This window comes from Comamonas nitrativorans (genome assembly GCF_042654765.1).
Classification (GTDB): domain Bacteria; phylum Pseudomonadota; class Gammaproteobacteria; order Burkholderiales; family Burkholderiaceae_C; genus Comamonas; species Comamonas nitrativorans.
In genome coordinates this window covers 1-22,173 of the sequence record NZ_JBHSEW010000011.1, presented here as the reverse complement: position 1 = coordinate 22,173, position 22,173 = coordinate 1, and the positions used below count along the sequence as shown (strand labels likewise).

At 61.6% G+C, this 22,173-nt stretch carries 25 protein-coding genes and 2 tRNA genes; 22 read left to right on the top strand and 5 right to left on the bottom strand.

Features of this window, described 5'->3' with window-relative positions:
* The first annotated feature begins 144 nt into the window (after nt 1–144).
* The 6 genes from rpmI (at nt 145) to ACFO3A_RS12445 (ending at nt 4,994) form a co-directional block, all read left to right on the top strand.
* A complete protein-coding gene (gene rpmI / locus ACFO3A_RS12470; protein ID WP_377726822.1) occupies nt 145–348 on the top strand; it encodes a 50S ribosomal protein L35 in 204 nt (67 codons plus the stop codon).
* A gap of 27 nt (nt 349–375) precedes the next feature.
* Nucleotides 376–735 (top strand): 50S ribosomal protein L20, encoded by a 360-nt coding sequence (gene rplT, locus ACFO3A_RS12465; protein WP_207574163.1) that lies wholly within the window; start codon nt 376–378, stop codon nt 733–735.
* 121 nt (nt 736–856) lie between these two features.
* Nucleotides 857–1,912 (top strand): phenylalanine--tRNA ligase subunit alpha, encoded by a 1,056-nt coding sequence (gene pheS / locus ACFO3A_RS12460; protein WP_377726820.1) that lies wholly within the window; start codon nt 857–859, stop codon nt 1,910–1,912.
* 137 nt (nt 1,913–2,049) lie between these two features.
* On the top strand, nt 2,050–4,506 hold the full coding sequence (gene pheT / locus ACFO3A_RS12455; protein ID WP_377726817.1) for a phenylalanine--tRNA ligase subunit beta: 2,457 nt from the start codon (nt 2,050–2,052) through the stop codon (nt 4,504–4,506).
* A gap of 3 nt (nt 4,507–4,509) precedes the next feature.
* Nucleotides 4,510–4,821 (top strand): integration host factor subunit alpha, encoded by a 312-nt coding sequence (locus tag ACFO3A_RS12450; RefSeq protein ID WP_377726814.1) that lies wholly within the window; start codon nt 4,510–4,512, stop codon nt 4,819–4,821.
* A 96-nt stretch (nt 4,822–4,917) separates the two neighbouring features.
* A tRNA-Pro gene (locus ACFO3A_RS12445) sits at nt 4,918–4,994 on the top strand.
* A 65-nt stretch (nt 4,995–5,059) separates the two neighbouring features.
* Here the strand turns inward: ACFO3A_RS12445 and ACFO3A_RS12440 are convergent.
* A complete protein-coding gene (locus ACFO3A_RS12440; protein ID WP_377726810.1) occupies nt 5,060–5,413 on the bottom strand; it encodes a single-stranded DNA-binding protein in 354 nt (117 codons plus the stop codon).
* 86 nt (nt 5,414–5,499) lie between these two features.
* Nucleotides 5,500–5,576, bottom strand: a tRNA-Pro gene (locus ACFO3A_RS12435).
* Between the two features lie 211 nt (nt 5,577–5,787).
* Here ACFO3A_RS12435 and ACFO3A_RS12430 point away from each other — a divergent pair.
* Nucleotides 5,788–6,039 carry a DUF3297 family protein gene (locus ACFO3A_RS12430; protein WP_377726808.1) on the top strand — a complete coding sequence of 84 codons (252 nt, stop codon included), beginning with the start codon at nt 5,788–5,790 and terminating at the stop codon, nt 6,037–6,039.
* A 69-nt stretch (nt 6,040–6,108) separates the two neighbouring features.
* Here ACFO3A_RS12430 and sstT read toward each other — a convergent pair whose 3' ends face one another.
* Nucleotides 6,109–7,326 (bottom strand): serine/threonine transporter SstT, encoded by a 1,218-nt coding sequence (gene sstT / locus ACFO3A_RS12425; protein WP_377726805.1) that lies wholly within the window; start codon nt 7,324–7,326, stop codon nt 6,109–6,111.
* Between the two features lie 133 nt (nt 7,327–7,459).
* Here sstT and rlmB point away from each other — a divergent pair, with 133 nt between their 5' ends.
* Both rlmB and lgt read left to right on the top strand, forming a co-directional pair.
* The gene (gene rlmB / locus ACFO3A_RS12420; protein ID WP_377726803.1) at nt 7,460–8,218 is read left to right on the top strand and encodes a 23S rRNA (guanosine(2251)-2'-O)-methyltransferase RlmB; all 759 of its coding nucleotides are present in this window, start codon (nt 7,460–7,462) and stop codon (nt 8,216–8,218) included.
* Nucleotides 8,219–8,231: 13 nt separating this feature from the next.
* Nucleotides 8,232–9,041 (top strand): prolipoprotein diacylglyceryl transferase, encoded by an 810-nt coding sequence (gene lgt, locus ACFO3A_RS12415; RefSeq protein WP_377726801.1) that lies wholly within the window; start codon nt 8,232–8,234, stop codon nt 9,039–9,041.
* A 147-nt stretch (nt 9,042–9,188) separates the two neighbouring features.
* Here the strand turns inward: lgt and ACFO3A_RS12410 are convergent, their stop codons facing one another.
* Complete coding sequence (locus tag ACFO3A_RS12410) at nt 9,189–9,632, bottom strand: universal stress protein (RefSeq protein WP_377726799.1); 444 nt, start codon at nt 9,630–9,632, stop codon at nt 9,189–9,191.
* 214 nt (nt 9,633–9,846) lie between these two features.
* Between ACFO3A_RS12410 and ACFO3A_RS12405 the strand changes: the two genes are divergently transcribed.
* From ACFO3A_RS12405 to ACFO3A_RS12355, 11 genes are all read left to right on the top strand, one after another.
* Nucleotides 9,847–12,198, top strand: coding sequence for a heavy metal translocating P-type ATPase (locus ACFO3A_RS12405; RefSeq protein WP_417286502.1), 2,352 nt, complete (start codon nt 9,847–9,849; stop codon nt 12,196–12,198).
* Between the two features lie 13 nt (nt 12,199–12,211).
* Nucleotides 12,212–12,349 (top strand): cbb3-type cytochrome oxidase assembly protein CcoS, encoded by a 138-nt coding sequence (gene ccoS, locus ACFO3A_RS12400; protein ID WP_377726797.1) that lies wholly within the window; start codon nt 12,212–12,214, stop codon nt 12,347–12,349.
* Nucleotides 12,350–12,413: 64 nt separating this feature from the next.
* Entirely contained in the window at nt 12,414–13,853 is a 1,440-nt protein-coding gene (ccoN, locus tag ACFO3A_RS12395; protein ID WP_377726795.1) for a cytochrome-c oxidase, cbb3-type subunit I, read from the top strand.
* A gap of 21 nt (nt 13,854–13,874) precedes the next feature.
* Nucleotides 13,875–14,507: a cytochrome-c oxidase, cbb3-type subunit II gene (gene ccoO, locus ACFO3A_RS12390; protein WP_377726793.1), complete on the top strand. Its 633-nt coding sequence runs from the start codon at nt 13,875–13,877 to the stop codon at nt 14,505–14,507.
* Nucleotides 14,508–14,519: 12 nt separating this feature from the next.
* Entirely contained in the window at nt 14,520–14,657 is a 138-nt protein-coding gene (locus tag ACFO3A_RS12385; RefSeq protein WP_377726790.1) for a cbb3-type cytochrome oxidase subunit 3, read from the top strand.
* Between the two features lie 26 nt (nt 14,658–14,683).
* A complete protein-coding gene (gene ccoP / locus ACFO3A_RS12380) occupies nt 14,684–15,610 on the top strand; it encodes a cytochrome-c oxidase, cbb3-type subunit III (protein ID WP_377726788.1) in 927 nt (308 codons plus the stop codon).
* Nucleotides 15,611–15,678: 68 nt separating this feature from the next.
* Nucleotides 15,679–17,109, top strand: a complete 1,431-nt coding sequence (gene ccoG, locus ACFO3A_RS12375; protein WP_377726785.1) for a cytochrome c oxidase accessory protein CcoG — start codon at nt 15,679–15,681, stop codon at nt 17,107–17,109.
* 33 nt (nt 17,110–17,142) lie between these two features.
* Nucleotides 17,143–17,430 (top strand): FixH family protein, encoded by a 288-nt coding sequence (locus tag ACFO3A_RS12370; protein ID WP_377726783.1) that lies wholly within the window; start codon nt 17,143–17,145, stop codon nt 17,428–17,430.
* Nucleotides 17,431–17,589: 159 nt separating this feature from the next.
* On the top strand, nt 17,590–17,901 hold the full coding sequence (locus ACFO3A_RS12365) for a DUF883 family protein (RefSeq protein ID WP_377726781.1): 312 nt from the start codon (nt 17,590–17,592) through the stop codon (nt 17,899–17,901).
* A gap of 74 nt (nt 17,902–17,975) precedes the next feature.
* Nucleotides 17,976–18,416: a phage holin family protein gene (locus ACFO3A_RS12360; RefSeq protein WP_377727090.1), complete on the top strand. Its 441-nt coding sequence runs from the start codon at nt 17,976–17,978 to the stop codon at nt 18,414–18,416.
* Complete coding sequence (locus tag ACFO3A_RS12355; protein ID WP_377726779.1) at nt 18,409–18,807, top strand: hypothetical protein; 399 nt, start codon at nt 18,409–18,411, stop codon at nt 18,805–18,807. Before ACFO3A_RS12360 ends, ACFO3A_RS12355 begins: the two co-directional genes overlap by 8 nt.
* Nucleotides 18,808–18,877: 70 nt before the next feature.
* Here the strand turns inward: ACFO3A_RS12355 and ACFO3A_RS12350 are convergent, their stop codons facing one another.
* A complete protein-coding gene (locus ACFO3A_RS12350; protein WP_377726777.1) occupies nt 18,878–19,924 on the bottom strand; it encodes a quinone-dependent dihydroorotate dehydrogenase in 1,047 nt (348 codons plus the stop codon).
* 36 nt (nt 19,925–19,960) lie between these two features.
* On the opposite strand from ACFO3A_RS12350, the gene rpiA reads away from it, so the two are divergent.
* Together rpiA and ACFO3A_RS12340 are read left to right on the top strand one after the other, a co-directional pair.
* Entirely contained in the window at nt 19,961–20,653 is a 693-nt protein-coding gene (gene rpiA / locus ACFO3A_RS12345; RefSeq protein ID WP_377726774.1) for a ribose-5-phosphate isomerase RpiA, read from the top strand.
* Nucleotides 20,654–20,681: 28 nt separating this feature from the next.
* The gene (locus ACFO3A_RS12340) at nt 20,682–21,911 is read left to right on the top strand and encodes a nucleoside recognition domain-containing protein (RefSeq protein ID WP_377726772.1); all 1,230 of its coding nucleotides are present in this window, start codon (nt 20,682–20,684) and stop codon (nt 21,909–21,911) included.
* Nucleotides 21,912–22,173: the final 262 nt, after the last annotated feature.

The following is a 22,173-nucleotide window of genomic DNA, read 5'->3' as shown; positions in this document are numbered from 1 at the left end:
ATATAGAGGCTTGCCGGATTTTTCAGGCAAGTTTTTGTATTGCCTGCCTTTTAAAAGGCAGTGCAAACCCAGAAGTGTCTCGGGGCCAACAAGTTTTGCTGTGGTGGCAAACGCCTTGCGAGCACAACCAACAGGAGCATTTCAATGCCCAAGATGAAAACCAAGAGCAGCGCGAAGAAACGTTTTCGCGTCCGTCCCGGTGGCACCGTCAAGCGCGGCCAAGCCTTCAAGCGTCACATCCTGACCAAGAAGACCACCAAGAACAAGCGTAACCTGCGCGGCATCGTGAATGTGCATGAGTCCGATCTGGGCTCGATCGCCAAGATGCTGCCCATGGCTGGCCTGTAATTTTTCTGACGAACAAGGAGTAAACATATGCCTCGCGTCAAACGTGGTGTAACGGCCCGTGCCCGTCACAAAAAAGTTCTGGCTCAAGCCAAAGGTTTCCGCGGCCGTCGCGGTAATGTCTTCCGCGTCGCCAAACAGGCGGTGATGAAGGCCGGTCAGTACGCTTACCGTGACCGCCGCAACAAGAAGCGCGTGTTCCGCCGTCTGTGGATCACCCGTATCAACGCCGCTGCGCGTGAACTGGGCCTGACCTACAGCCAGTTCACCAACGGCCTGAAGAAGGCTGCCATCGACATCGACCGCAAGATGCTGGCCGATATCGCCGTGCACGACAAGGCTGCCTTTGGCAGCATCGTGGAGCAAGTGAAAGCCAAGCTGGCTGCTTGAGTTCACGATCGGTAGTTATAAAACAATAGCTACCGGCGCACTATCAGCAAGGGCTAGAGCTTGAAAAGGCACTAGCCCTTGTGTCATTTGAAATGCGATAAGAGTCGCGATAAGAGTCGCTATGAACGAGTTGGATTCCCTGGTGGCCAGCGCCCGCGAGCTGTTTGCGCAGGCTGCCACCCCTGTTGATCTGGAAAATGCCAAGGCCCAGTTCCTGGGCAAGGCCGGCAAGATGACCGCGCTGATGAAGGGCATGGCGCAGCTGACGGTAGAAGAAAAGAAAACCCGTGGCGCAGCCATCAACGTGGCCAAGCAGGCCATCGAGGCGGCCTTGAACGACCGCCGTCAGGCCTTGCAGGATGCCCAGTTGCAGCAGCAGTTGCAGGCCGAGCGCCTGGACGTGACCCTGCCGGGACGCCAGCGCGGGCAGGGCGGTTTGCACCCGGTGTCGCTGACGCTGGAGCGCATCGAGGGGATTTTTGCCTCGATGGGCTTTGAAGTGGCCGACGGCCCGGAGATCGAGTCCGACTGGTTCAACTTCACCGCGCTGAACACCCCGGAAGACCACCCGGCGCGTTCCATGCACGACACGTTTTACGTCGAGGGTGGTACGCCCCAGGCGCCCAATCTGCTGCGCACGCACACCAGCCCGATGCAGGTGCGCCATGCGGTGCAGCATGTCAAGCGTTACCGCAGCCAGCTCGATGCCGGGCAGGGGATGCCGGAAATTCGCGTGATTGCCCCCGGACGCACCTACCGCGTCGATTCGGACGCCACCCACTCGCCCATGTTCCACCAGTGCGAAGGCCTGTGGATTGGCGAGAACGTGAGTTTTAAAGACTTGAAGGTTGTATTTACCGACTTTTGCAAGACGTTTTTTGAAAGCGACGACCTGGTGCTGCGCTTTCGCCCGAGCTTTTTCCCGTTCACCGAGCCGTCGGCGGAAGTGGACATCCAGTTCCAGAGCGGCCCCCTGGCCGGCAAGTGGCTGGAGGTGGCGGGCAGCGGCCAGGTACATCCGAACGTGGTGCGCAACATGGGGCTGGACCCCGAGCGCTTCATCGGCTTTGCCTTCGGCATGGGGCCGGACCGTTTGACCATGCTGCGCTACGGGGTGAACGATCTGCGCCTGTTCTTCGATGGCGATATTCGCTTCCTGTCCCAATTCAATAAATAAAAAGTGAGCTGTTACCGCTGATATACAAACGATTTCAGATAGTTTTTGGTTTGAAAACTTTGTATATCAAGCGGAAAAAGCTCTTTTTTTGGTAGTTGTGCGCTGGGTTTGTCCCTGCCGCATGAGATGGAAAAAACATGCAGTTTCCCGAATCCTGGTTGCGCCAATACTGCAACCCCCCGTTAAGCACTCAGGCCCTGGCCGAAACCTTGACCATGGCCGGTCTGGAAGTGGAAGAGCTGGAGCCGGTGGCCCCGCCGTTTACCGGCATCGTCGTCGGTGAAATCAAGGAGGCCGTGCAGCACCCGGACGCTGATCGCCTGCGCGTGTGCCAGGTGGACGTGGGCGGCCCCGAGCTGCTGAACATCGTCTGCGGCGCACCGAATGCCCGCGTGGGTATCCGCGTGCCGTGTGCGACGGTGGGCGCCGAACTGCCGCCGGGCGAGGATGGCCAGCCGTTCAAGATCAAGATCGGCAAGCTGCGCGGCGTGCAGAGTTTCGGCATGTTGTGTTCGGCCAAGGAGCTGGGCATTGCCGACGACCACGGCGGCCTGCTGGAGCTGCCGCTGGACGCGCCCCTGGGCCAGAACGTGCGCGAGTATTTGAACCTGGACGACACCTTGTTCACCCTCAAGCTCACGCCCAATCTGGCGCACTGCCTGAGCGTGTACGGCGTGGCCCGCGAGCTGTCGGCGCTGACCGGTGCACCGCTGCAACCCCTGTCCTTCCCGGCCGCTGCGGTGACGTTGCCGGACACGTTGCCGGTGCAGATTGCCGCCACCGATTTGTGTGGCCGCTTTTCGGGCCGCATCGTGCGCGGTGTGAATACCCGGGTGAAAACGCCGCAGTGGATGGTCGATCGGCTGGCCCGCTGCGGCCAGCGCAGCGTCTCACCGCTGGTGGACATTTCCAACTACGTGATGTTCGAGCTGGGCCGGCCCAGCCACATCTTCGACCTGGACAAGATTCACGGCGGCCTGGCCGTGCGCTGGGGCAAGCCGGGCGAAACGCTCAAGCTGCTCAATGGCAGCACCATCGAGATCGGCGATTTTCCGCAGGTGGGCGTGATCGCCGACGAGCGCGAGATCGAATCGCTGGCCGGCATCATGGGCGGCGACGCCACGGCGGTGTCGGACGGCACGCAGAACATCTACATCGAGGCCGCTTTCTGGTGGCCCAAGGCCGTGGCAGGCCGTTCGCGCCACTTCAACTTCTCGACCGATGCGGGGCACCGCTTCGAGCGCGGGGTCGATCCCGAACACACGGTGGAACACATCGAGCGCATTACCGCCCTGGTGCTGGAAATCTGCGGCACGCCGGCCACGCAGGTCGGCCCCATCGACGACCAGCGGCCCAACGTGCCTGCACCCAGGCAGGTGCAGCTGCGCGTGGCCCGCGCCGCCAAGGTGATCGGAATGCCGGTGACGCAGCAGCAATGCCTGGACGCCCTGAACGGCCTGGGCCTGCCCGCTACCGTGGTGGGTGAAGGCGTGATTGCCGTCACGGCCCCGACGTTCCGCTTCGACATCAATCTGGAAGAGGATTTGATCGAAGAAGTGGCCCGGATGATCGGCTACGAGCAACTGCCCACGACCAAGCCGCTGGCCCCCATCAGCCCGAAGCTGCTGGCGGAAAACCGCCGCAGCCCCTTTGCCGTGCGCCGTCTGCTGGCAGGCCTGGGCTACCAGGAAACCATCAACTTCAGCTTTGTCGAGGAAAAGTGGGAGCAGACGCTGGCGGGCAACACTGACCCGATCCGTTTGCTCAACCCCATTGCCAGCCAGTTGAGCGTGATGCGCTCGTCGTTGCTCGGGTCTTTGCTGCAAGTTTTGAAATTCAACTTGGATCGCAAAGCGCCGCGCGTGCGCGTGTTCGAGCTAGGCCGGGTGTTCTTCAAGGATGCCTCGGTCGAGGAATCGGACACCACGGTCAAAGGCTTTTACCAGCCCATGCGCGTGGCGGGTCTGGCCTACGGCAGCGCTGCGCCGTTGCAGTGGGGGCAGGCAGAGGCCAAGGTCGATTTCTTCGACGTCAAGGGCGACGTGCAGGCGTTGCTGGCGCCGCTGCAACCGGAGTTCGAGCCGGCCGAGCATCCGGCCATGCACCCTGGGCGCTGCGCTCGCGTGCGGGTGGACGGGCAGGAAGTCGGCTATGTCGGCGAACTGCATCCCCAATGGCGCCAGCAGTGGGATTTGCCCCTGACGCCGGTGCTGTTCGAGCTGGCCCTGGATGCCGTGCTGCAACGCCCGGTGCCGCAGTTCGCCCCGGTGCCCAAGCACCAGGCGGTGGAGCGCGACGTGGCCGTGGTGGTCAAGGAAAGCGTCACCCACGCCCAGGTGATGGCCGTGGTGCAGGCGGCGGTGGCGGCGGACACCTTGCGCTCTGCCGTGCTGTTCGACGTGTTCCGACCCAAAAAATTGAAGGACGGCGAAACTGCGGCCCCGGGCGCCTTGGCGCAGGACGAGAAGAGCCTGGCCGTGCGCCTGACTTTGGGCCGCCATGCCGAGGCTTTGGGCGATGCCGAAATCGAAGCGGCCATGCAGGCGGTGATTGCCGCCCTGACCGAAAAACTGGGCGCCAAGCTGCGGGGATAAGCCATGACTGAAGAAAATCTTGAAGCCGGAGCCTTGACCAAGGCCGAACTGGTCGATCTGCTTTTCGAGCAGATGGGCATGAACAAGCGCGAGGCCAAAGTGGTGGTCGATGCTTTTTTCGACCTGATCTGCCAGACCCTGGTGCGCGGCGAGGACGTGAAACTCTCCGGCCTGGGCAATTTCCAGGTGCGCGAGAAAGCCCCGCGCCCTGGCCGCAATCCGCGTACCGGGGAGCTGGTGCCCATTGCCGCCCGGCGCGTGGTCACCTTCCACGCCAGCGCCAAGTGCAAGGAGCTGATGCACGCTGCATCCTGAGAACCTGTCCGCGATCACTGCGCGGTGATCGTGGATACGCCATTAGTGAGGCGGTTGGTAAAAACCTGGGTTTTTCCCGCTTATAATCGATAGCTTCGGCGTGTAGCGCAGCCTGGTAGCGCACTTGCATGGGGTGCAAGGGGTCGCGAGTTCGAATCCCGCCACGCCGACCAATTCAAAAGCCCTTGGATTTTGCAATCCAAGGGCTTTTTTTATTGTCTGCCGGTGCCGGAGCGGTTCAGGCAAATTCGGCGGCGTGTACCTGGGCAGGCAAGGCCAGCACCCGGTACGCCACGACATCCAGCGCGGGGTAGCTGGCGCCTTGCTTGTCCGTCCAGACCTTGGGCGTGAGGGGGCCGACGATGGAGACGATGTCGCCTTCTTGCAGCTCCAGCAACTGCTTGCAGGGCACGGGGTCGAAGGCGACCACGTTCACAAACAGGCTGCTGGGGGTTTCGGTGCCGGCATTGGGGCGCAGGTTGCCGTCGCCGACGGTGGCCCGCATCCGGGCAACCATGAAGGTTTTGCCGAAGCGGTCGGTGCGTTCGCTGGGGTCGGTCGTCAGGCGTCCGGTAATCAAGCCTTCAATCATGGAATAAAACTTTCGTGGCGGAGCAGAAAAATACAGGTAAGAAAAACAAAAGGCCAACACATCAGTGTTGGCCTTTTAGGAATCAATGGTCGGCGTGGCGGGATTCGAACTCGCGACCCCTTGCACCCCATGCAAGTGCGCTACCAGGCTGCGCTACACGCCGACAAGACCGCTATTATATACTGGATTGGGCATCTGAAAAAAGAAGCACCAACCCGGAAAGAGGCCAAGCTTCCCGAGCTGACCATGGGAGCCGAGGCACCATATACAGCCAAAAGCAGGAAGCCCGCAATTGTAATTCAAGCGTTTCATTGGTTTCCGTATATTTTCTTAGAATCACGGCCTTTACATATCTTTGTTCAACCCTCGTTGCCATGACTGAACCCACTTCGCGCCCAGAGCTGCCAGACCATCTTTCGATCGATCCGCGCAGCCCGCATTTCGTTGCCGCCGTGTTTGCCCACGATGTCGGAATCCGCTTCAACGGCCAGGAGCGCCAGGATGTGGAGGAATACTGCATCAGCGAAGGCTGGGTCAAGGTACCCGCAGGCAAGACGCTGGACCGCAAGGGCCGGCCTCTGCTGATCAAGCTCAAGGGCAGCGTGCAGGCTTACTACCGCGATTGATACGCCCAGCGCATGAAAAAAGGCTCTGCATTACGGCAGAGCCTTTTTTCATGTCGGTGGAGCGGTGCTTCAGCCCTGCTGCTTTTCCTGCGCCATGCAGGCTGCTGTCGTGAAGATGATGTCGGTGGAGGAGTTCAGCGCCGTTTCTGCCGAATCCTGCAGCACGCCGATGATGAAGCCCACGGCCACGACCTGCATGGCCACGTCGTTGGAGATGCCGAACAGCGAGCAGGCCAGCGGAATCAGCAGCAGCGAGCCGCCGGGCACCCCCGACGCCCCGCAGGCGCAGATGGCCGAAACCACGCACAGCAGGATGGCGGTGGGGATGTCCACGCTGATGCCCAGGGTGTGCGCCGCCGCCAGGGTCAGTACGCTGATGGTGATGGCGGCGCCCGCCATGTTGATGGTGGCCCCCAGGGGAATGGCGACGCCGCAGGTGGTCGGGTCAAGGTTCAGGCGCTTGGCGATGGCCATGTTCACCGGGATGTTGGCCGCCGAACTGCGCGTGAAGAAGGCGGTGACGCCGCTCTCGCGCAGGCACATCAGCACCAGGGGGTAGGGATTGCGGCGAATCTTCCACCACACGATGGCCGGGTTGACCACCAGGGCAATGAACAGCATGCAGCCGACCAGCACCATCAGCAGATGGGCGTAGCCGGCCAGTACCTTGATGCCTGTGGTGGCGATGGTGGAGGCCACCAGGCCGAAGATGCCCAATGGCGCCAGGCGGATGACCGCCTGGATGATGAGGGTGATGCCGTGCGAGAAATCGGCCATGACCTGCCGGGTGTGTTCCGCGCCCTGGCGCAGGGCGATACCCACGCCGACGGCCCAGACCAGAATGCCGATGTAATTGGCGTGGAGCAGGGCATTGACGGGGTTGTCCACGGCGTTCTTCAGCACTTGCAGCAGCACTTCGCTGATGCCGCCGGGGGCCGCCATGCCGCTGGCGGCATCCTTGAGTACCAGGGTGGAGGGCAGCGCCATACTGGCGATGACGGCCACGATGGCGGCGCTCAGGGTGCCGATCAGGTAGAGCGCCAGAATGGGCTTGAGCTGGGTGGTCTGCCCCGGCTGCTGGTTGCTGATGGCGGAGATCACCAGGATGAACACCAGAATGGGCGCGACGGCCTTGAGCGCCGAGATGAACAGCGTGCCCAGGATTTCTACACGGGCCGCAGCCTCGGGCCAGAAGAGGGCCAGCAGGGTGCCCAGGATCAGGCTGATGATGATTTGCGTGACGATGCTGGTGCGCTGTACCCAGCGCAGCAAGGGACGGTGAAGCATGATGGGGTTGCCAGTCATTAAAAAAAGGCCTGCCCAGCGGGTAGCTGGGCAGGGCCAAGGCGGAAAAAATGAAAAGTCCGCCAGTGTAGGGCCGAAGCGATGCCCCAAGAACTTATCTGATAATGCTGCCCCTATGTCTTCCCCCAAAGTTCTGTTTGGCTTCCATGCCGTAGGCGTTCGCCTGAAAACTGCTCCGCAAACCATTGTGGAGGTCTATTACGAAGCCACCCGGCGCGATGCCCGGATGCGCCAATTCCTGGAGCGTGCCCGCGAGGCCGGGGTGCGTCTGATCGAGGCCGACGCCCTGCGCATCGCCAAACTGGCCGGCAGCCACGGCCACCAGGGGGTGGCAGCGCGGGTCGAGGCCTTGGTGCAGCAAAAGTCGCTGGACGATCTGCTGGACGACCTGGAGGCCCAGGGCGTGCGCAACCCCCTGCTGCTGGTGCTGGACGGCGTGACCGATCCGCACAATCTGGGCGCCTGCCTGCGCGTGGCCGATGGCGCAGGCGTCCATGCGGTCATCGCCCCCAAGGATCATGCCGCCGGGATTAACGCCACCGTGGCCAAGGTGGCCAGCGGGGCCAGCGAGACGGTGCCCTACTTCATGGTGACGAATCTGGCCCGCACCTTGAATGAGCTGAAGGAGCGCAACATCTGGATCATCGGCACCAGCGGCGATGCGCCGCAAAGCCTGTTCGCCGCCGACTTCACCGGGCCGGTGGCCCTGGTGCTGGGGGCCGAGGGCGACGGCATGCGCCAGCTCACGCGCAAGACCTGCGACAGCCTGATCCACATCCCCATGTGCGGCGCGGTGGAAAGCCTGAACGTTTCCGTGGCCAGCGGCGTGTGCCTGTACGAAGCGCTGCGCCAGCGCAGCAGCAAGTCATCGTGAAGGGACTGGCGCCATGCTGATCTACCCGGAAATCAACCCCGTCGCCATCCAGCTGGGGCCGCTGGCCGTGCATTGGTATGGCCTCACTTACCTGGCCGCATTCGGCCTGTTCATGCTGCTGGGGCTGCGGCGCTTGCAGCATCCGGCGTTTGTCAGCCTGCCCCCGGAGCAGGCCTGGAGCCGCAAGGATGTCGAGGACATTCTGTTCCTGGGCGTGCTGGGCGTGATTGTCGGCGGGCGGCTGGGCTATTGCCTGTTCTACAAACCCGACTACTACCTGAGCCACCCGCTGGAAATCTTCGCGGTGTGGACGGGCGGCATGAGCTTTCACGGCGGGCTGCTCGGCGTGATCGTGGCCATGCTGTGGTTCGCCCGTTCGCGCCGGCGGCCCTGGCTGCAGGTGGCCGATTTCGTCGCCCCCTGCGTGCCCACCGGGCTGGCGGCGGGGCGGGTGGGCAACTTCATCAATGGTGAGCTGTGGGGGCGTTTTGCCAGCGCCGATCTGCCCTGGGCCATGGTCTTCCCGCACAGCGGCAGCCTGCAGCCGCGCCATCCGTCGCAGATCTACCAGTTCCTGCTGGAAGGGCTGCTGCTGTTCGTGCTGCTGTGGTGGTATGCCCGTGGCCCGCGCAAGCCGGGGCAGGTGGCGGCGGCCTTCCTGGTCGGCTATGGCAGCCTGCGCTTTGTGGCCGAGTATTTCCGCGAGCCGGACGATTTCCTGGGCCTGCTCTCGCTGGGCATGAGCATGGGGCAGTGGCTGTGCGTGCCGATGGTGCTGGCGGGCATCGCGCTGTGGCTGTGGGCCAGCCGCCGCGAAGGGTGATGATTTAATTCATAGCTTCTTCCGCAGGAAAACAAAGGATTTCAATGTGTTTTATATTTGAAATCCTTATGAATAAAGCGGAAGAAGCTATTGTTTTATCTTCATGGTACAAAAAAACGGCTTCTGCAAGGAAGCCGTTTTTACCTATTAGCGCAGCACCAGAATGGGCTTGGTCGAATGGGTCAGCACATGCTGGGTTTCGCTGCCCAGCAGCAGGCGCTTGATGCCCTTGCGCCCGTGCGAGGCCATGACGATCAAGTCCACCTCCTGCTTGTCGGCGGTGGCGATGATCGATTCGGCCACCAGATCCGATTTGGCGATGGTGGTCTTGACGGTCACGCCTATGCTCTTGCCTTCGGCCTTGATGGCGGACAGCTGGGCCTGGGCCTGGGTTGTCCACTGGGCTTCGATGCGTTTGATTTCGCTGATGTCCACCGTCGCCCCGCCTTCGAGGTAGCTGCGGGGGTAGCGGGGGATGACCCGCAGGACAATCAGCGTCGCACCACTGAGTTTGGCCAGGGACAGGGCGCTTTGTACGGCCTTGTCGGACAGGGCCGTGCCGTCCGTGGTCACCAAAATACGTTCATACATGCAAGATCCTCCTGAGTGAATAAAAGGGCACCAACGGCGCTATGAATACCTTAGCAGCTTAGGCAGCCTTTGCCCAGTTGGCTTGATATGCGTCAAACCGTTTATGATGCGGCCCCGCAACGCTATGACCATGTTTCCTCAGAGCCCGTTACTGACAGGCTCTTCTTCCCTCGTTTCTGAAGAGCGCAGACCGCCACGCCACGAAGAGCAATTTTTGCTTGACGACCCCCTGGAGTGGCCCAGTTTTGGCAAGCCCCTGGACGGGGCGGCACCTGCGCAGGCTTCGTCCGATCCGGCCACGGTTCCCGTATGGGACTCTCAGGTGGTGCTGGAGGGAATGTATTGCGCAACGTGCGCCCTGACCATCGAAGAAGCGTTGCGCCGCACACCCGGCATCCGGCAGGTGGAAGTCTCGGCCGCCGCGCACCGGGCGCGGGTGGTGTGGGATGCGCGGCAGACCACGCCCTCGGCATGGTTTGCCGCCATCGCCCAGGCCGGCTACCGGGCCATTCCGGCGCAGGACGCGCACGTCAAAACCTTGCGCCAGGCCTATCAGCGCAAAATGCTCTGGCGCTGGCTGCTGGCCACGTTCTGCATGATGCAGGTCATGATGTACGCATGGCCTGCTTACGAGGCCAAGCCCGGCGATTTGTCGCTGGAGATGGAAACCCTGCTGCGCTGGGCCTCCTGGCTGATCTGCATTCCGATGCTGCTTTACTCCTGCGGCCCGTTCTTCTCTGGCGCCTGGCGGGACTTGCGCCAACGGCGCATCAGCATGGATTTGCCCGTTGCTCTGGGCATGGCGATCACCTTCGTCATCAGCAGCTGGGGCACGTTTGATCCGCACGGCATCTTTGGCCGCGAGGTGTATTTCGATTCGCTGTCCATGTTCGCCGCCTTCCTGCTGGCCGGTCGCTGGCTGGAGGTGCGCCTGCGTGACCGCACCGCCGGGGCGCTGGAGGGCGTCCTCAACCGCCTGCCCGAAAGCGTGTTGCGCCGGCAGGACGATGGGCAGTTCGAGCGCGTCGCCCTGCGCCGCGTGGCCGTGGGCGACGTGCTGCGCATCCTGCCCGGCGAGGCGTTTCCGGTGGATGGCGTTCTCGTCGCCGGGCGCACCCAGGCCGATGAGGCGCTGCTCACCGGCGAGTCGCGCCCGGTCAGCAAGACCGTGGGCAGCAGCGTCGTCGCCGGCAGCTTCAACCTGAGTGCGGTGGTGGAAATTCAGGTGCAGGCGTTGGGCGACGAAACCAGGTTCGCCCAGATCGTCGGCCTGATCGAACAGGCCACCACCCAGAAACCTCGGCTGGCGGCATTGGCCGACAAGGCGGCCGGGCCATTTTTGCTGGGGATTTTGCTGCTGGCTGCGGCCACGGCCGTCTATTGGTGGCCGCAGGACCCGGGGCTGGGACTGCTGTATGCCGCCGTGGTGCTGATCGTGACCTGCCCCTGCGCCTTGTCCCTGGCCACCCCGGTGGCCATGCTGACCGCCGCCGGCACCCTGGCCCGCCAGGGCGTGCTGGTGCGCAATCTGCAAGGGCTGGAAGCCCTGGCCCAGGTGCAGGTGCTGGTGTTCGACAAGACCGGCACCTTGACCGAGGAAGGGCTGGCGGTGCAAGCCAGCCACGCCTACACCGGCACGGCCCTGCCGGCGTGGTGTTCAGGCCTGGCCGTGGCACTGGCGCGGCAATCGATTCATCCGGTTTCGGTCGCTGTCCAGGCGCTGCCGCAGGCCGAAAGTGCAGATGGCTGGCAACTGCTGCAAGTGCAGGAACTCGCCGGGCAGGGGCTGCGGGCGCAGGCGCAGTGCGCCGATCTCTGGCAAGGGCAGCCGCGCTGGGTGCGGCTGGGTTCCCTGGCGTTTGCCGCTGCCGGACACTGGCCGCAGGCATTGCCGCAGGCGGTGTACCTGTCCGTGGAGGAAGAGGACGGCCCCCAGGTGCAGCCCCTGGCCGCATTCGAGCTGCAGGAAAACGTCCGCCCCCAGGCCGCCCAGGTGGTGCAGGCGCTGCAAGCCCACGGGGTGCAGGTGCAATTGCTCTCTGGCGACGGGCCGGCCGCCGTTGCCCGGATTGCGCACCAGGTGGGGATTACCGAATTTCGGGCCACCTGCAGCCCGCAGGACAAGCTGGCGGCGCTACAAGCCTTGCAAGCCCAGGGCAAACAGGTTGGCATGGTCGGCGATGGACTCAACGACGGGCCGGTGCTGGCCGGCGCCGACGTCTCCTTTGCCTTTGGCCGGGCCGTTCCCCTGGCCCGGGCCCGTTCGGATTTTGTAATTCTGGGCACCGATCTGCAGCAGGTGCTGCAGGCCCTGCTGTTTGCCCGCAAGACCTTGCGCATCGTGCGCCAGAACCTGGGCTGGGCCATGGCCTATAACGCTGTTTCGGTACCGTTTGCCGCACTCGGCATGGTGCCGCCGTGGCTGGCCGGTTTGGGCATGGCCGCCAGCTCGTTGTGGGTGGTACTCAATGCCGCCCGCCTGGCGCAAAAAACCGGGGAATCGGCAGCCGACCGTGGCCCGGTCGTCGGCGGTGCTGCCGTAGCGGTGCGTGGCGAGATGACATAGGAGAGAAAGCGCGATGGATATTCTGTATCTACTCATCCCGTTGTCCGTAGGATTGGTGTTTTTTATAGCATTGGCCCTTTGGTGGGCAGTGCATAGGGGTCAATTTGAGAGTGTTGAACAGGAGGGGGAACGCATTCTTCGAGAGGATTGACTTGAGTCAATAATTTTAAAAGCCGAAACGGTGAAACTTTTGTCTGCAATTTAAGAGGTGCACTATGGACGATGTAAAAACGAGTGCTGTCCACTACAACGACAAGGTAGTGCGGCAGCTTTCAATCATGGCCGTGGTTTGGGGCGTGATTGGCATGCTGGTAGGGGTGGTAGTCGCCTCCCAGCTGGCTTGGCCCGAACTGAATTTCGACACTGCATGGCTGAGCTTCGGGCGCTTGCGTCCGCTGCACACGAATGCCGTGATTTTTGCCTTTGGTGGCTCGGCCCTGATGGGCACCAGCTACTACGTGGTGCAGCGTACCTGCCAAACCACGCTGTTCATGCCCAAGCTGGCCGCCTTCACCTTCTGGGGATGGCAGGCCGTGATTGTGGCTGCCGTCATCACTCTGCCGCTGGGCTTCACCCAGGGCAAGGAATACGCGGAACTGGAATGGCCCATTGACCTGCTGATCACCGCCGTGTGGGTGTCGTACGCCATCGTGTTCTTCGGCACGATCGGCACGCGCAAGGTCAAGCACATCTATGTGGCCAACTGGTTCTATGGCGCCTTCATCATCGCCATTGCCCTGCTGCACGTTGTGAACAACGTCGCGATTCCGGCCGGCTGGATGAAGAGCTACTCGGCCTACGCCGGTGTGCAGGATGCCATGGTGCAGTGGTGGTACGGCCACAACGCCGTGGGCTTCTTCCTGACTGCCGGCTTCCTGGGCATGATGTATTACTTCATCCCCAAGCAGGCTGGCCGTCCGGTTTACTCCTACCGCCTGTCGATCGTGCACTTCTGGGCACTGATCTTCACCTACATGTGGGCCGGCCCGCACCACCTGCACTACACCGCACTGCCGGACTGGACGCAGTCGCTGGGCATGGTGTTCTCGCTGATTCTGCTGGCACCGTCCTGGGGCGGCATGATCAACGGGATCATGACCCTGTCGGGCGCCTGGCACAAACTGCGTGACGATCCGATCCTGCGCTTCCTGATCGTGTCGCTGTCCTTCTACGGCATGTCCACCTTCGAAGGCCCGATGATGGCCATCAAGACGGTCAATGCCCTGTCGCACTACACCGAGTGGACGGTGGGCCACGTGCACTCCGGCGCTCTGGGCTGGGTGGGCCTGGTGACCATGGGATCGCTGTACTACCTGGTCCCCCGCCTGTTCGGCAAGACCGAGATGTACTCCAAGTCGGCCATTGAGCTGCACTTCTGGCTGGCCACGATCGGTATCGTGCTGTACATCGCCTCGATGTGGATTGCCGGCGTGATGCAAGGCCTGATGTGGCGTGCAGTGAATGCCGATGGCACGCTGACCTACACCTTCGTGGAGAGCGTGAAAGCAACGCACCCCTTCTACGTGATCCGCGTGGTCGGTGGCCTGCTGTTCCTGTCGGGCATGGTCGTGATGGCCTGGAACGTACTGAAAACAGCCGCTACCGGTCGTGCTGTGAATGTGCCCGTGCCTGCTGTCAATCCTGCCCACGCCTAAGTTCCAGGGAGCTTTAACAACATGTCTACAAACAACAACAAAGCCTCCGGCGGCTTCACCCACGAGAAGGTCGAAACCAGCAACTTCCTGCTGATCGTGCTGACCTTCCTGGTGGTCGCTGTCGGGGGGCTGGTGGAAATCGTTCCGCTGTTCTTCCAAAAATCGACCACCGAAGCGATCCAAGGCGTCAAACCCTACGAGCCGCTGTCGCTGCTGGGCCGGGACATCTATCTGCGCGAAGGCTGCTACAACTGCCACTCGCAGATGATCCGTCCCTTCCGTGCCGAAACCATGCGCTATGGCCACTACTCGGTGGCCGGGGAGTTCGTCTACGACCACCCCTTCCAGTGGGGCTCCAAGCGTACCGGCCCTGACCTGCACCGCGTGGGTGGCCGCTACAGCGATGAGTGGCACCGTATCCACCTGAACAACCCGCGTGACGTGGTGCCCGAATCGATCATGCCTTCCTACCCTTGGCTGGAAACCAACCTGGTCGATCACACCGTGGTTGCACAGCGCATGGAAGCCCTGCGCAAGGTCGGCGTCCCTTACACCGATGAGGAAATCGCCGGTGCCGAAGAGGCGGTGAAAGGCAAGACAGAGATGGATGCCATGGTCGCCTACCTGCAGGGGCTGGGCACGGCCTTGCGTTAAGGAGGAAAGGTCATGGATATCACAACAATGCGCGTCATTGCCACCGTGGCATCTATGGCCTGCTTCATCGGGATTGCATGGTGGGCCTATGCCCGCAGCAACAAAGACCGTTTCGATGAGGCAGCCAACCTGCCCTTTGAGCAAGATTGACTTCTCCCTTCCAACGAGAACAAGTTATGAGCGATTTTGTAAACAATTTCTGGTCGATCTATATTGCGGTGATCGCAGCAGCTGGCGTTTTAGGCTGCCTGCTGCTGCTCATCCTGACGGCCCGCAAAAAGGTCGTTTCGGCCGATGACAACACGACCGGCCACGTCTGGGACGGTGACCTGCGCGAACTGAACAATCCCATGCCCCGCTGGTGGATGTGGCTGTTTGTTTCGACCGTGGTGTTTTCCATCTTCTATCTGATTGCCTACCCCGGCATGGGCTCTTTTGCAGGCCAGTTCGGCTGGTCGCAGGTCGGAGCCTATGAAGCCGAGGTGCGCAAGGCCGAAGCCGATCTGGAACCCCTCTACGCTCGCTTTACCGCCATGAGCGCCGAGGAAATGTCCAAGGACGGCCAAGCCATGGCGATTGGTGCCAATCTGTTCCAGAACAATTGTGCTCAGTGCCACAGCTCGGATGCACGCGGCGGAAAATCCTTCCCGAACCTGACCGATGGCGATTGGTTGCATGGCGGCACGCCCGAAAAAATCCATGAAACCATCACCAATGGCCGTATTGGCATGATGCCTCCCATGGCAGCCGCTGTAGGGGATGCCGACGATGTCGCGAACGTGGCCCACTATGTCCTGAGCCTCTCGGGCAGTCCGCACGACGCTACCAAGGCGGTCTTGGGCAAGGACAAGTTCGTTGCCTGTGCTGCCTGCCACGGTGCCGATGGCAAGGGCAACCAGGCTTTGGGTGCGCCTAATCTCACAGACGATATCTGGTTACATGGTTGGGGCGAGGCGGTAATTATTGACATGATCAATAATGGCAAGACGAATGTCATGCCGCCGCAGGCCAAGGAAAACGGTGGCAAGCTGACGCCGGCACAGGTGGATGTGCTGACGGCATATATCTGGAGTTTGTCCAACAAACCCGATGCAGCCAACTAATTCAACTAGTTGAAAAAAAGCGGCATTCCATGCCGCTTTTTTTATTGCCCAACACACTGGAAAGAGTAATGAAACCGGAAGAAGAAAAAAAACCTCAAAAAATGGTGCCGATCAAATCGGCAGATGGCGACCCCCATACATTTTTTGAAGCGCACAAAAAGGTCTACCCGCGTTCCATCCGCGGCTACTTCATGCGCTGGCGTTGGGCAATGGTTTTTCTTACCCAGTTCGTTTTCTATGTGATTCCCTGGATTCAATGGGGCGATCGCCAGATGGTGCTGTTCGATATTGGCGCCCGGCGGTTCTACCTTTTCGGGATGGTGCTGTATCCGCAGGATGTTATCTACCTTGCCGCGCTGTTGATCATCTGTGCCCTGGCATTGTTTTTATTCACTGCAGTGGCCGGGCGCCTGTGGTGCGGCTTTAGTTGTCCGCAAACCGTTTATACGGAAATTTTCATGTGGATTGAGCAGAAGGTCGAAGGCGACCGAAGCGCTCGTATTCGCCTGGACAATAGCCGGTGGACATTCGAGAAGATCTGGAAAAAATCTTTAAAGCAATTCTTGTGGATAGCGGTTTCCTTGTGGACCGGTTTTACCTTTGTTGGCTTCTTTGTACCTATTCGCGAGCTGGGGGCCGAGTTGCTGGCGATGCAGGGAAGCTGGCAGATTTTCTGGGCATTGTTTTATGGCTTTGCCACTTACGGCAATGCAGGGTATTTGCGTGAACAGGTTTGCAAGTACATGTGCCCGTATGCCCGCTTTCAAAGCGCCATGCTTGACCGGGATTCCCTGATTGTCAGCTACGACCCTGCACGGGGGGAAATGCGTGGTCCGCGCCGCAAGGGGGCCGACTATAAGGCCCAGGGACTGGGCGATTGCATTGATTGCAAGCTGTGTGTGCAAGTCTGCCCGGTGGGAATTGATATTCGCAACGGCTTTCAATACGAGTGCATTGGCTGTGGTTTGTGCATTGATGCGTGCGATAGCATTATGGACAACATGCAGTACCCGCGCGGGCTTATTCGTTTTACTACCCAGAATGGCGTGGCCCAAGGGTGGGCGAAATCCAAGATATTGCGTAAAGTCTTCCGTCCCCGGGTATTGATTTATACGGCTATTCTGATCGGTTTGAGTATTGCGACCGTGGTCAGCATGGGGCTGCGTCAGCCCCTGAAGGTCGACATCATCCGTGACCGGGCTTCCTTGGCCCGGATTGTGGCGGGCGGGAAATTGGAAAATATTTACCGTCTGCAAGTCATGAATGCCACCGAAACGGCGCAAAATTACCATATTCGGGTTCATGGCCTGGAGGGGATTGAACTGATCGAAGGAAAGTCGGTCACAGTACCGGCCACGAACACGGTTGGGGTGGCTGTCCGCGTGCAGATTCCCTATGGTTCTGCAGGCAGTGGATCGCATCCGATTATTTTTGATGTCGATGCGGAAAGCGGACAAGGCCGTGTTTCTGAACACTCGGTCTTCCTGGTACCCCGCTAGGAATTGATTTATTCTCTTGGAGAGGTTGTTGTTATGGCTCAATCATTTGTAAAAAAAGATACGTCGGTATCCGGCCCGTGGTGGAAGTATGGCCATGTCTGGCTGATTATCAGCGGGCCGTTGATCGTTGTGATTGCTGGCGTGATTACTGCATTTCTGGCATTTTCCAATGCAGACCCGGTCATTGATGAAAATTATTATGAAAACGGTATAAACATCAATAAAACCCTGCAAGCAGAAGGAAAGAACATGGCGCCTGCCCAGGCGGTGCGCAATCATGCAGCCACGCCGGACAAGGATTTGCCGAGTTTGAAACCATAAGAAAAGAGGAGCTTTGCGCTCCTTTTTTATTGGGCAACCGCCAAGCCGGGCCTGAAAAACGGTAGAGTATGCGAGGTTCGTGTAAACAGCCGCCATGCAACGCATGGCGGCACGCCAGTTGTCGTTGAATTTGTTCAACCCCCCAAGAAAGGTATAGCCATGTCTTTTTCTGTTTCCGATACGGTTTCTTCCGCCCAGCAAGACCTGGAGCGCTTGGTTTCGGATCTGCGCGGCCTGTTGGCCAGCAAGGATCTGGATAGCATTCCTCAAATTGGCGCTTTGCGCGAGCGCATTGACGACGGCTTGAATCGTGCCCGCGATTCCGCCGTGCAGGCGGCGCAGGAAGCCGCCCGCCAGGCCAAGGAGGCCGCTGTCGCCGCCGACCGCTATGCCCACGACGAGCCTTGGCGCGTTGCCGGTGCGGCGCTGGCCGTAGGAGCGCTGGTCGGCTTTTTGCTGGCCCGTCGTTAATTCTTTGCCCGGGCACTGGCCGTCATCGGCTGCTGCCTGGGCAATCAAGCCATGAAAGCCGGATTGTGAACTGGATGTCCTTGCTCGGGCTGCAAGCCTGGAGGGAGCGCCTGTCTACCTATGCGCAAGAGGGAAAGCAAGCAGCACATGACCGCTTGACCCTGGCGGCGCTGGAGTGGGCGCAGGAACGTAAATATTGGCAAACCATTGCCGTGCTGGTCGTTGCTGCGCTGGCCTTGGGGGTGGTGGCGATGCTGCTGATTTCCCTGGCCGTGCTGGTCCACTTTTGGGAATCCCCGCAGCGGGTCGCCGTTGCCTGGGTGATTGCGGGTGTCTGGGCGTTTGCCTGGGGACTGGTGATGTATGCCCTGCGCAGCGCCATCGTGCAGAAACGTCCCGCTTTTGTCCTGACACGCACCGAACTGGCCCGGGATCTGCAGGATATGCAGAATTGGCGGGCACAGGAAGGCAAAGCGGCGCCTGCTCAGGCCGAGAAAGGGGCTGGTCATGACTGATGCGACCCATCGCGCGGCGCCTGCCAAAGCTGTGGTGGCCGAGGCTGCTGCCCCGGTTTCCGCGCTGGCCCGGCTGCGCCAAAGTCCCCAGTGGCGTTGGGCTACGCCGGAGCAGCGCGTCGTGTTGCAGCGCATTGCTGCTCAGCGTGACCAATGGCTGCTCAACCGTTTGACGCGTGAGCGCGAAGCCGCCCTGCTGGCCAGTGCGCAAGAGGTGGATGCCAATGCCCCCTTGCCGCAGCGTCTGGCGGCTTTTGCCCGCCTGCACCCGACCACGATGGCCGCCGCCGTTGCGGGCGTGGCGCTGGCTTTTGGGCCGAAGCGCTTGCTGCGGGTGCTGCGCAGCAGTCTGCCGACGCTGCTGCCGTTGCTGGCAAAACTCAAACGCTAGGGATGCCGCACGCCCTTGCCAGGCCGCTGCTGCGGCCTTTTTCATGCCTGTCGTTTTCGCGGCCCGTGTGTCAGCGCAGGTTTTTCAGCGCCTGCGCGGCTTGCAGCACCAGGGCCGGGCCGGTATAGACCAGGCCGCTGTAGAGCTGCACCACGTCGGCCCCGGCGCGGATTTTGCTGACGGCATCGGCGGCGCTCAGGATACCGCCCACGCCGATGATGGGGAAGTCCTTGCCCAGTGCCTGGCGCAATTGCGTGATCACGCGGTTGCTGGCTTCCAGTACGGGCGCACCGCTCAGGCCGCCGGTTTCTTCGGCATGGGGCAAGCCCTGCACGGCATCGCGGCTGATGGTGGTGTTGGTGGCGATCACTCCGTCCATGCCGTGGCGTTGCAGGGTGGCGGCGATGACCTGTACCTGCTCCTCGGTCAGATCGGGGGCGATTTTCACGAAGATGGGCACGCGCCTGCCTTGCTGTCGGGCCAGCTCCTCGCGGCGCTGGGCGATGGCGGCCAGCAGGCCGTCCAGCGCCTCGTCGCTTTGCAGGGCACGCAGGTTTTTCGTGTTGGGCGAGCTGATGTTCACCGTCACGTAGTCGGCGTGGGGGTAGACGCCTTCCAGGCAGATCAGGTAATCCTGCGTGGCGTCTTCGATTGCCGTGGCGGCGTTCTTGCCGATGTTCAGGCCCAGCAGCAGCGGTTTGCCCCGGCGGCGCACCTGCGACTGCTGCACGTTGTGCAAAAAGGCGTCCAGCCCGTCGTTGTTGAAGCCAAAGCGGTTGATGAGTGCGTTGGCCTGCGGCAGGCGGAACATGCGCGGCTTGGGGTTGCCGGGCTGGGGCTTGGGGGTGACGGTGCCGACCTCGACAAAACCGAAGCCCATCGCTGCCAGACCGTCGATGCAGCGGGCGTTTTTGTCCAGGCCCGCCGCCAGTCCCACGCGATTGGGAAAACGCAGCCCGGCCAGGGTGACGGGGTCGCTGATTTGCGGCTGGCGCCAGGCGGCCTCCAGCAGCGTGTTCTGGCTTTGCGCCAGGCGCTGCATGGTGAAATCGTGCGCCTCTTCGGGGTCCATGGCGAACAGGGCAGGGCGCATGAGCGCGTAGGGAATGAGTGACATAGCGATAATCCAGAGTTTTCACCCGGATTTTCCCCTATGACAGCCCCCTCTGCCCCCATGACCCAAGATGAACTCAAAACCCTGGTCGGCCAGGCAGCCCTCCAGTACGTGCGCCCTGGTGAAGTGGTCGGCGTGGGCACCGGCTCCACCGTGAACAAATTCATCGACGCCCTGGCCGGCATGAAAGACCAGATTGCCGGGGCCGTCTCCAGCTCCGAGGCCAGCACCCAGCGCCTGCAGGCCCTGGGCATCACGGTGCTGGACGCCAACAGCGTGCCCAGCCTGGGCGTGTACATCGACGGCGCGGATGAAATCGACGGCCAGGGCTACATGGTCAAGGGCGGTGGCGCGGCGCTGACGCGGGAAAAAATCGTCGCCGCGCTGGCGCGGCAGTTCGTCTGCATTGCCGATGCGTCCAAGCTGGTGGCGGCACTGGGCGCCTTCCCGCTGCCGGTGGAAGTGATTCCCATGGCCGCAGGCCAGATCACGCGCCGCTTTGCCGACCTGGGTGGCCACGCCCAGTTGCGCCTGAAAGACGGCCAGCCGCTGGTGACGGACAACGGCCAGCACATCCTGGACGTGCATGGCTTGCAGATCACCGACCCGCTGGCGTTCGAATCCGAAGTGAACCAGTGGCCCGGCGTGGTCACTGTCGGCGTGTTCGCCCACCAGAAGGCGCAGGTCTGCCTGCTGGGCACGGCGGACGGCGTGCGAACCCTCACTTACTGAATAAACCCACCGTTTCGGCGCTTTCCCCATGCTCAATGCCCTGTGGCTGGGTTTCTTCGTGATGGCCGCTGCCGCCGCGCTGGCGCAGTGGCTGCTGGGCGGCAATGCCGAAGTATTCGCCGCCATGGTGCAGGCGCTGTTCGGCATGGCCCGGCTCTCGGTCGAGGTCATGGTGCTGCTGTTCGGCACCCTCACCCTGTGGCTGGGCTTTTTGCGCATTGCGGAAGAGGCGGGTATCGTGCAGACCCTGGCCAGATGGCTGGCCCCGCTGTTCGCCCAACTGATGCCCGACGTGCCGCGCGGCCACCCCGCGCTGGGGCTGATGACGCTGAACTTTGCCGCCAACGGCCTGGGGCTGGACAACGCCGCCACCCCCATCGGCCTGAAAGCCATGCGGGCCCTGCAGGAGCTGAATCCCAGCGCCACCAGCGCCAGCAATGCGCAGATTCTGTTCCTGGTGCTGAACGCCTCGTCGCTTACGCTGCTGCCCGTGTCCATCTTCATGTACCGGCTGCAACAGGGCGCGGCCGACCCGACCCTGGTTTTCCTGCCGATTCTGCTGGCCACCTCGGCCTCCACCCTGGTCGGGCTGGTCAGCGTGGCCATCGTGCAGCGCCTGCCCCTGTTCAGCCCGGTCGTGCTGGCGTACTTGCTGCCCCTGGCGCTGGGGCTGGCGGCCTTCATGGCGCTGCTGGTCAGCCTGAGCAGCGCGGCGCTGGCAAGCTTGTCCGGCCTGCTGGGCAACCTCAGCCTGTTTGGCGTGGTGCTGCTGTTCCTGCTGGTGGGGGCGTGGAAAAAAATCGCCGTCTACGACAGCTTCATCGCCGGTGCCAAGGAAGGCTTTGCCGTGGCGCGGGACTTGCTGCCCTACCTGGTTGCCATGCTTTGCGCCATCGGCGTGCTGCGGGCCAGCGGGGCGCTGGACTATGCGCTGGACGGTATCCGCTACCTGGTGGCCGCCGCCGGGGTGGATGGCCGCTTTGTCGATGCCCTGCCTACCGCCCTGGTCAAGCCGTTTTCCGGCAGCGCGGCGCGGGCGATGCTGATCGAAACCATGCAGAACCACGGTGTGGACAGCTTCCCGGCCCTGCTGGCTGCCACCGTCCAGGGCAGCACGGAAACCACTTTTTACGTGCTGGCCGTGTATTTCGGCGCGGTCGGCATCCAGCGTGCCCGCCACGCCGTGCCCTGCGCCTTGCTGGCGGAGCTGGCCGGGGTGCTGGCCTCGATTGCCGTGTGCTACTGGTTCTTTGGATGAAAAGATAGCTGCTACCGCTGATTGATGTTGGATTCCAGATTGAAAACAATCTGAAAATCAATGAAATCAAGCGGAAGAAGCTTCTTTATTGATAGTAAATAGTCATCAAAACTGGCAAGAACAAGACAATTGGCTTAGAGCCTGTTATGAACTTTGCTGTGTGAGCGCGAAGCCGCAGGTAGAGTTTGCGGATGCGCCGCAAGCCCTACCCGACGGACGTCAGCGATGAAGAATGGAGTTTCGCTGCGCCCTACCTGACCCT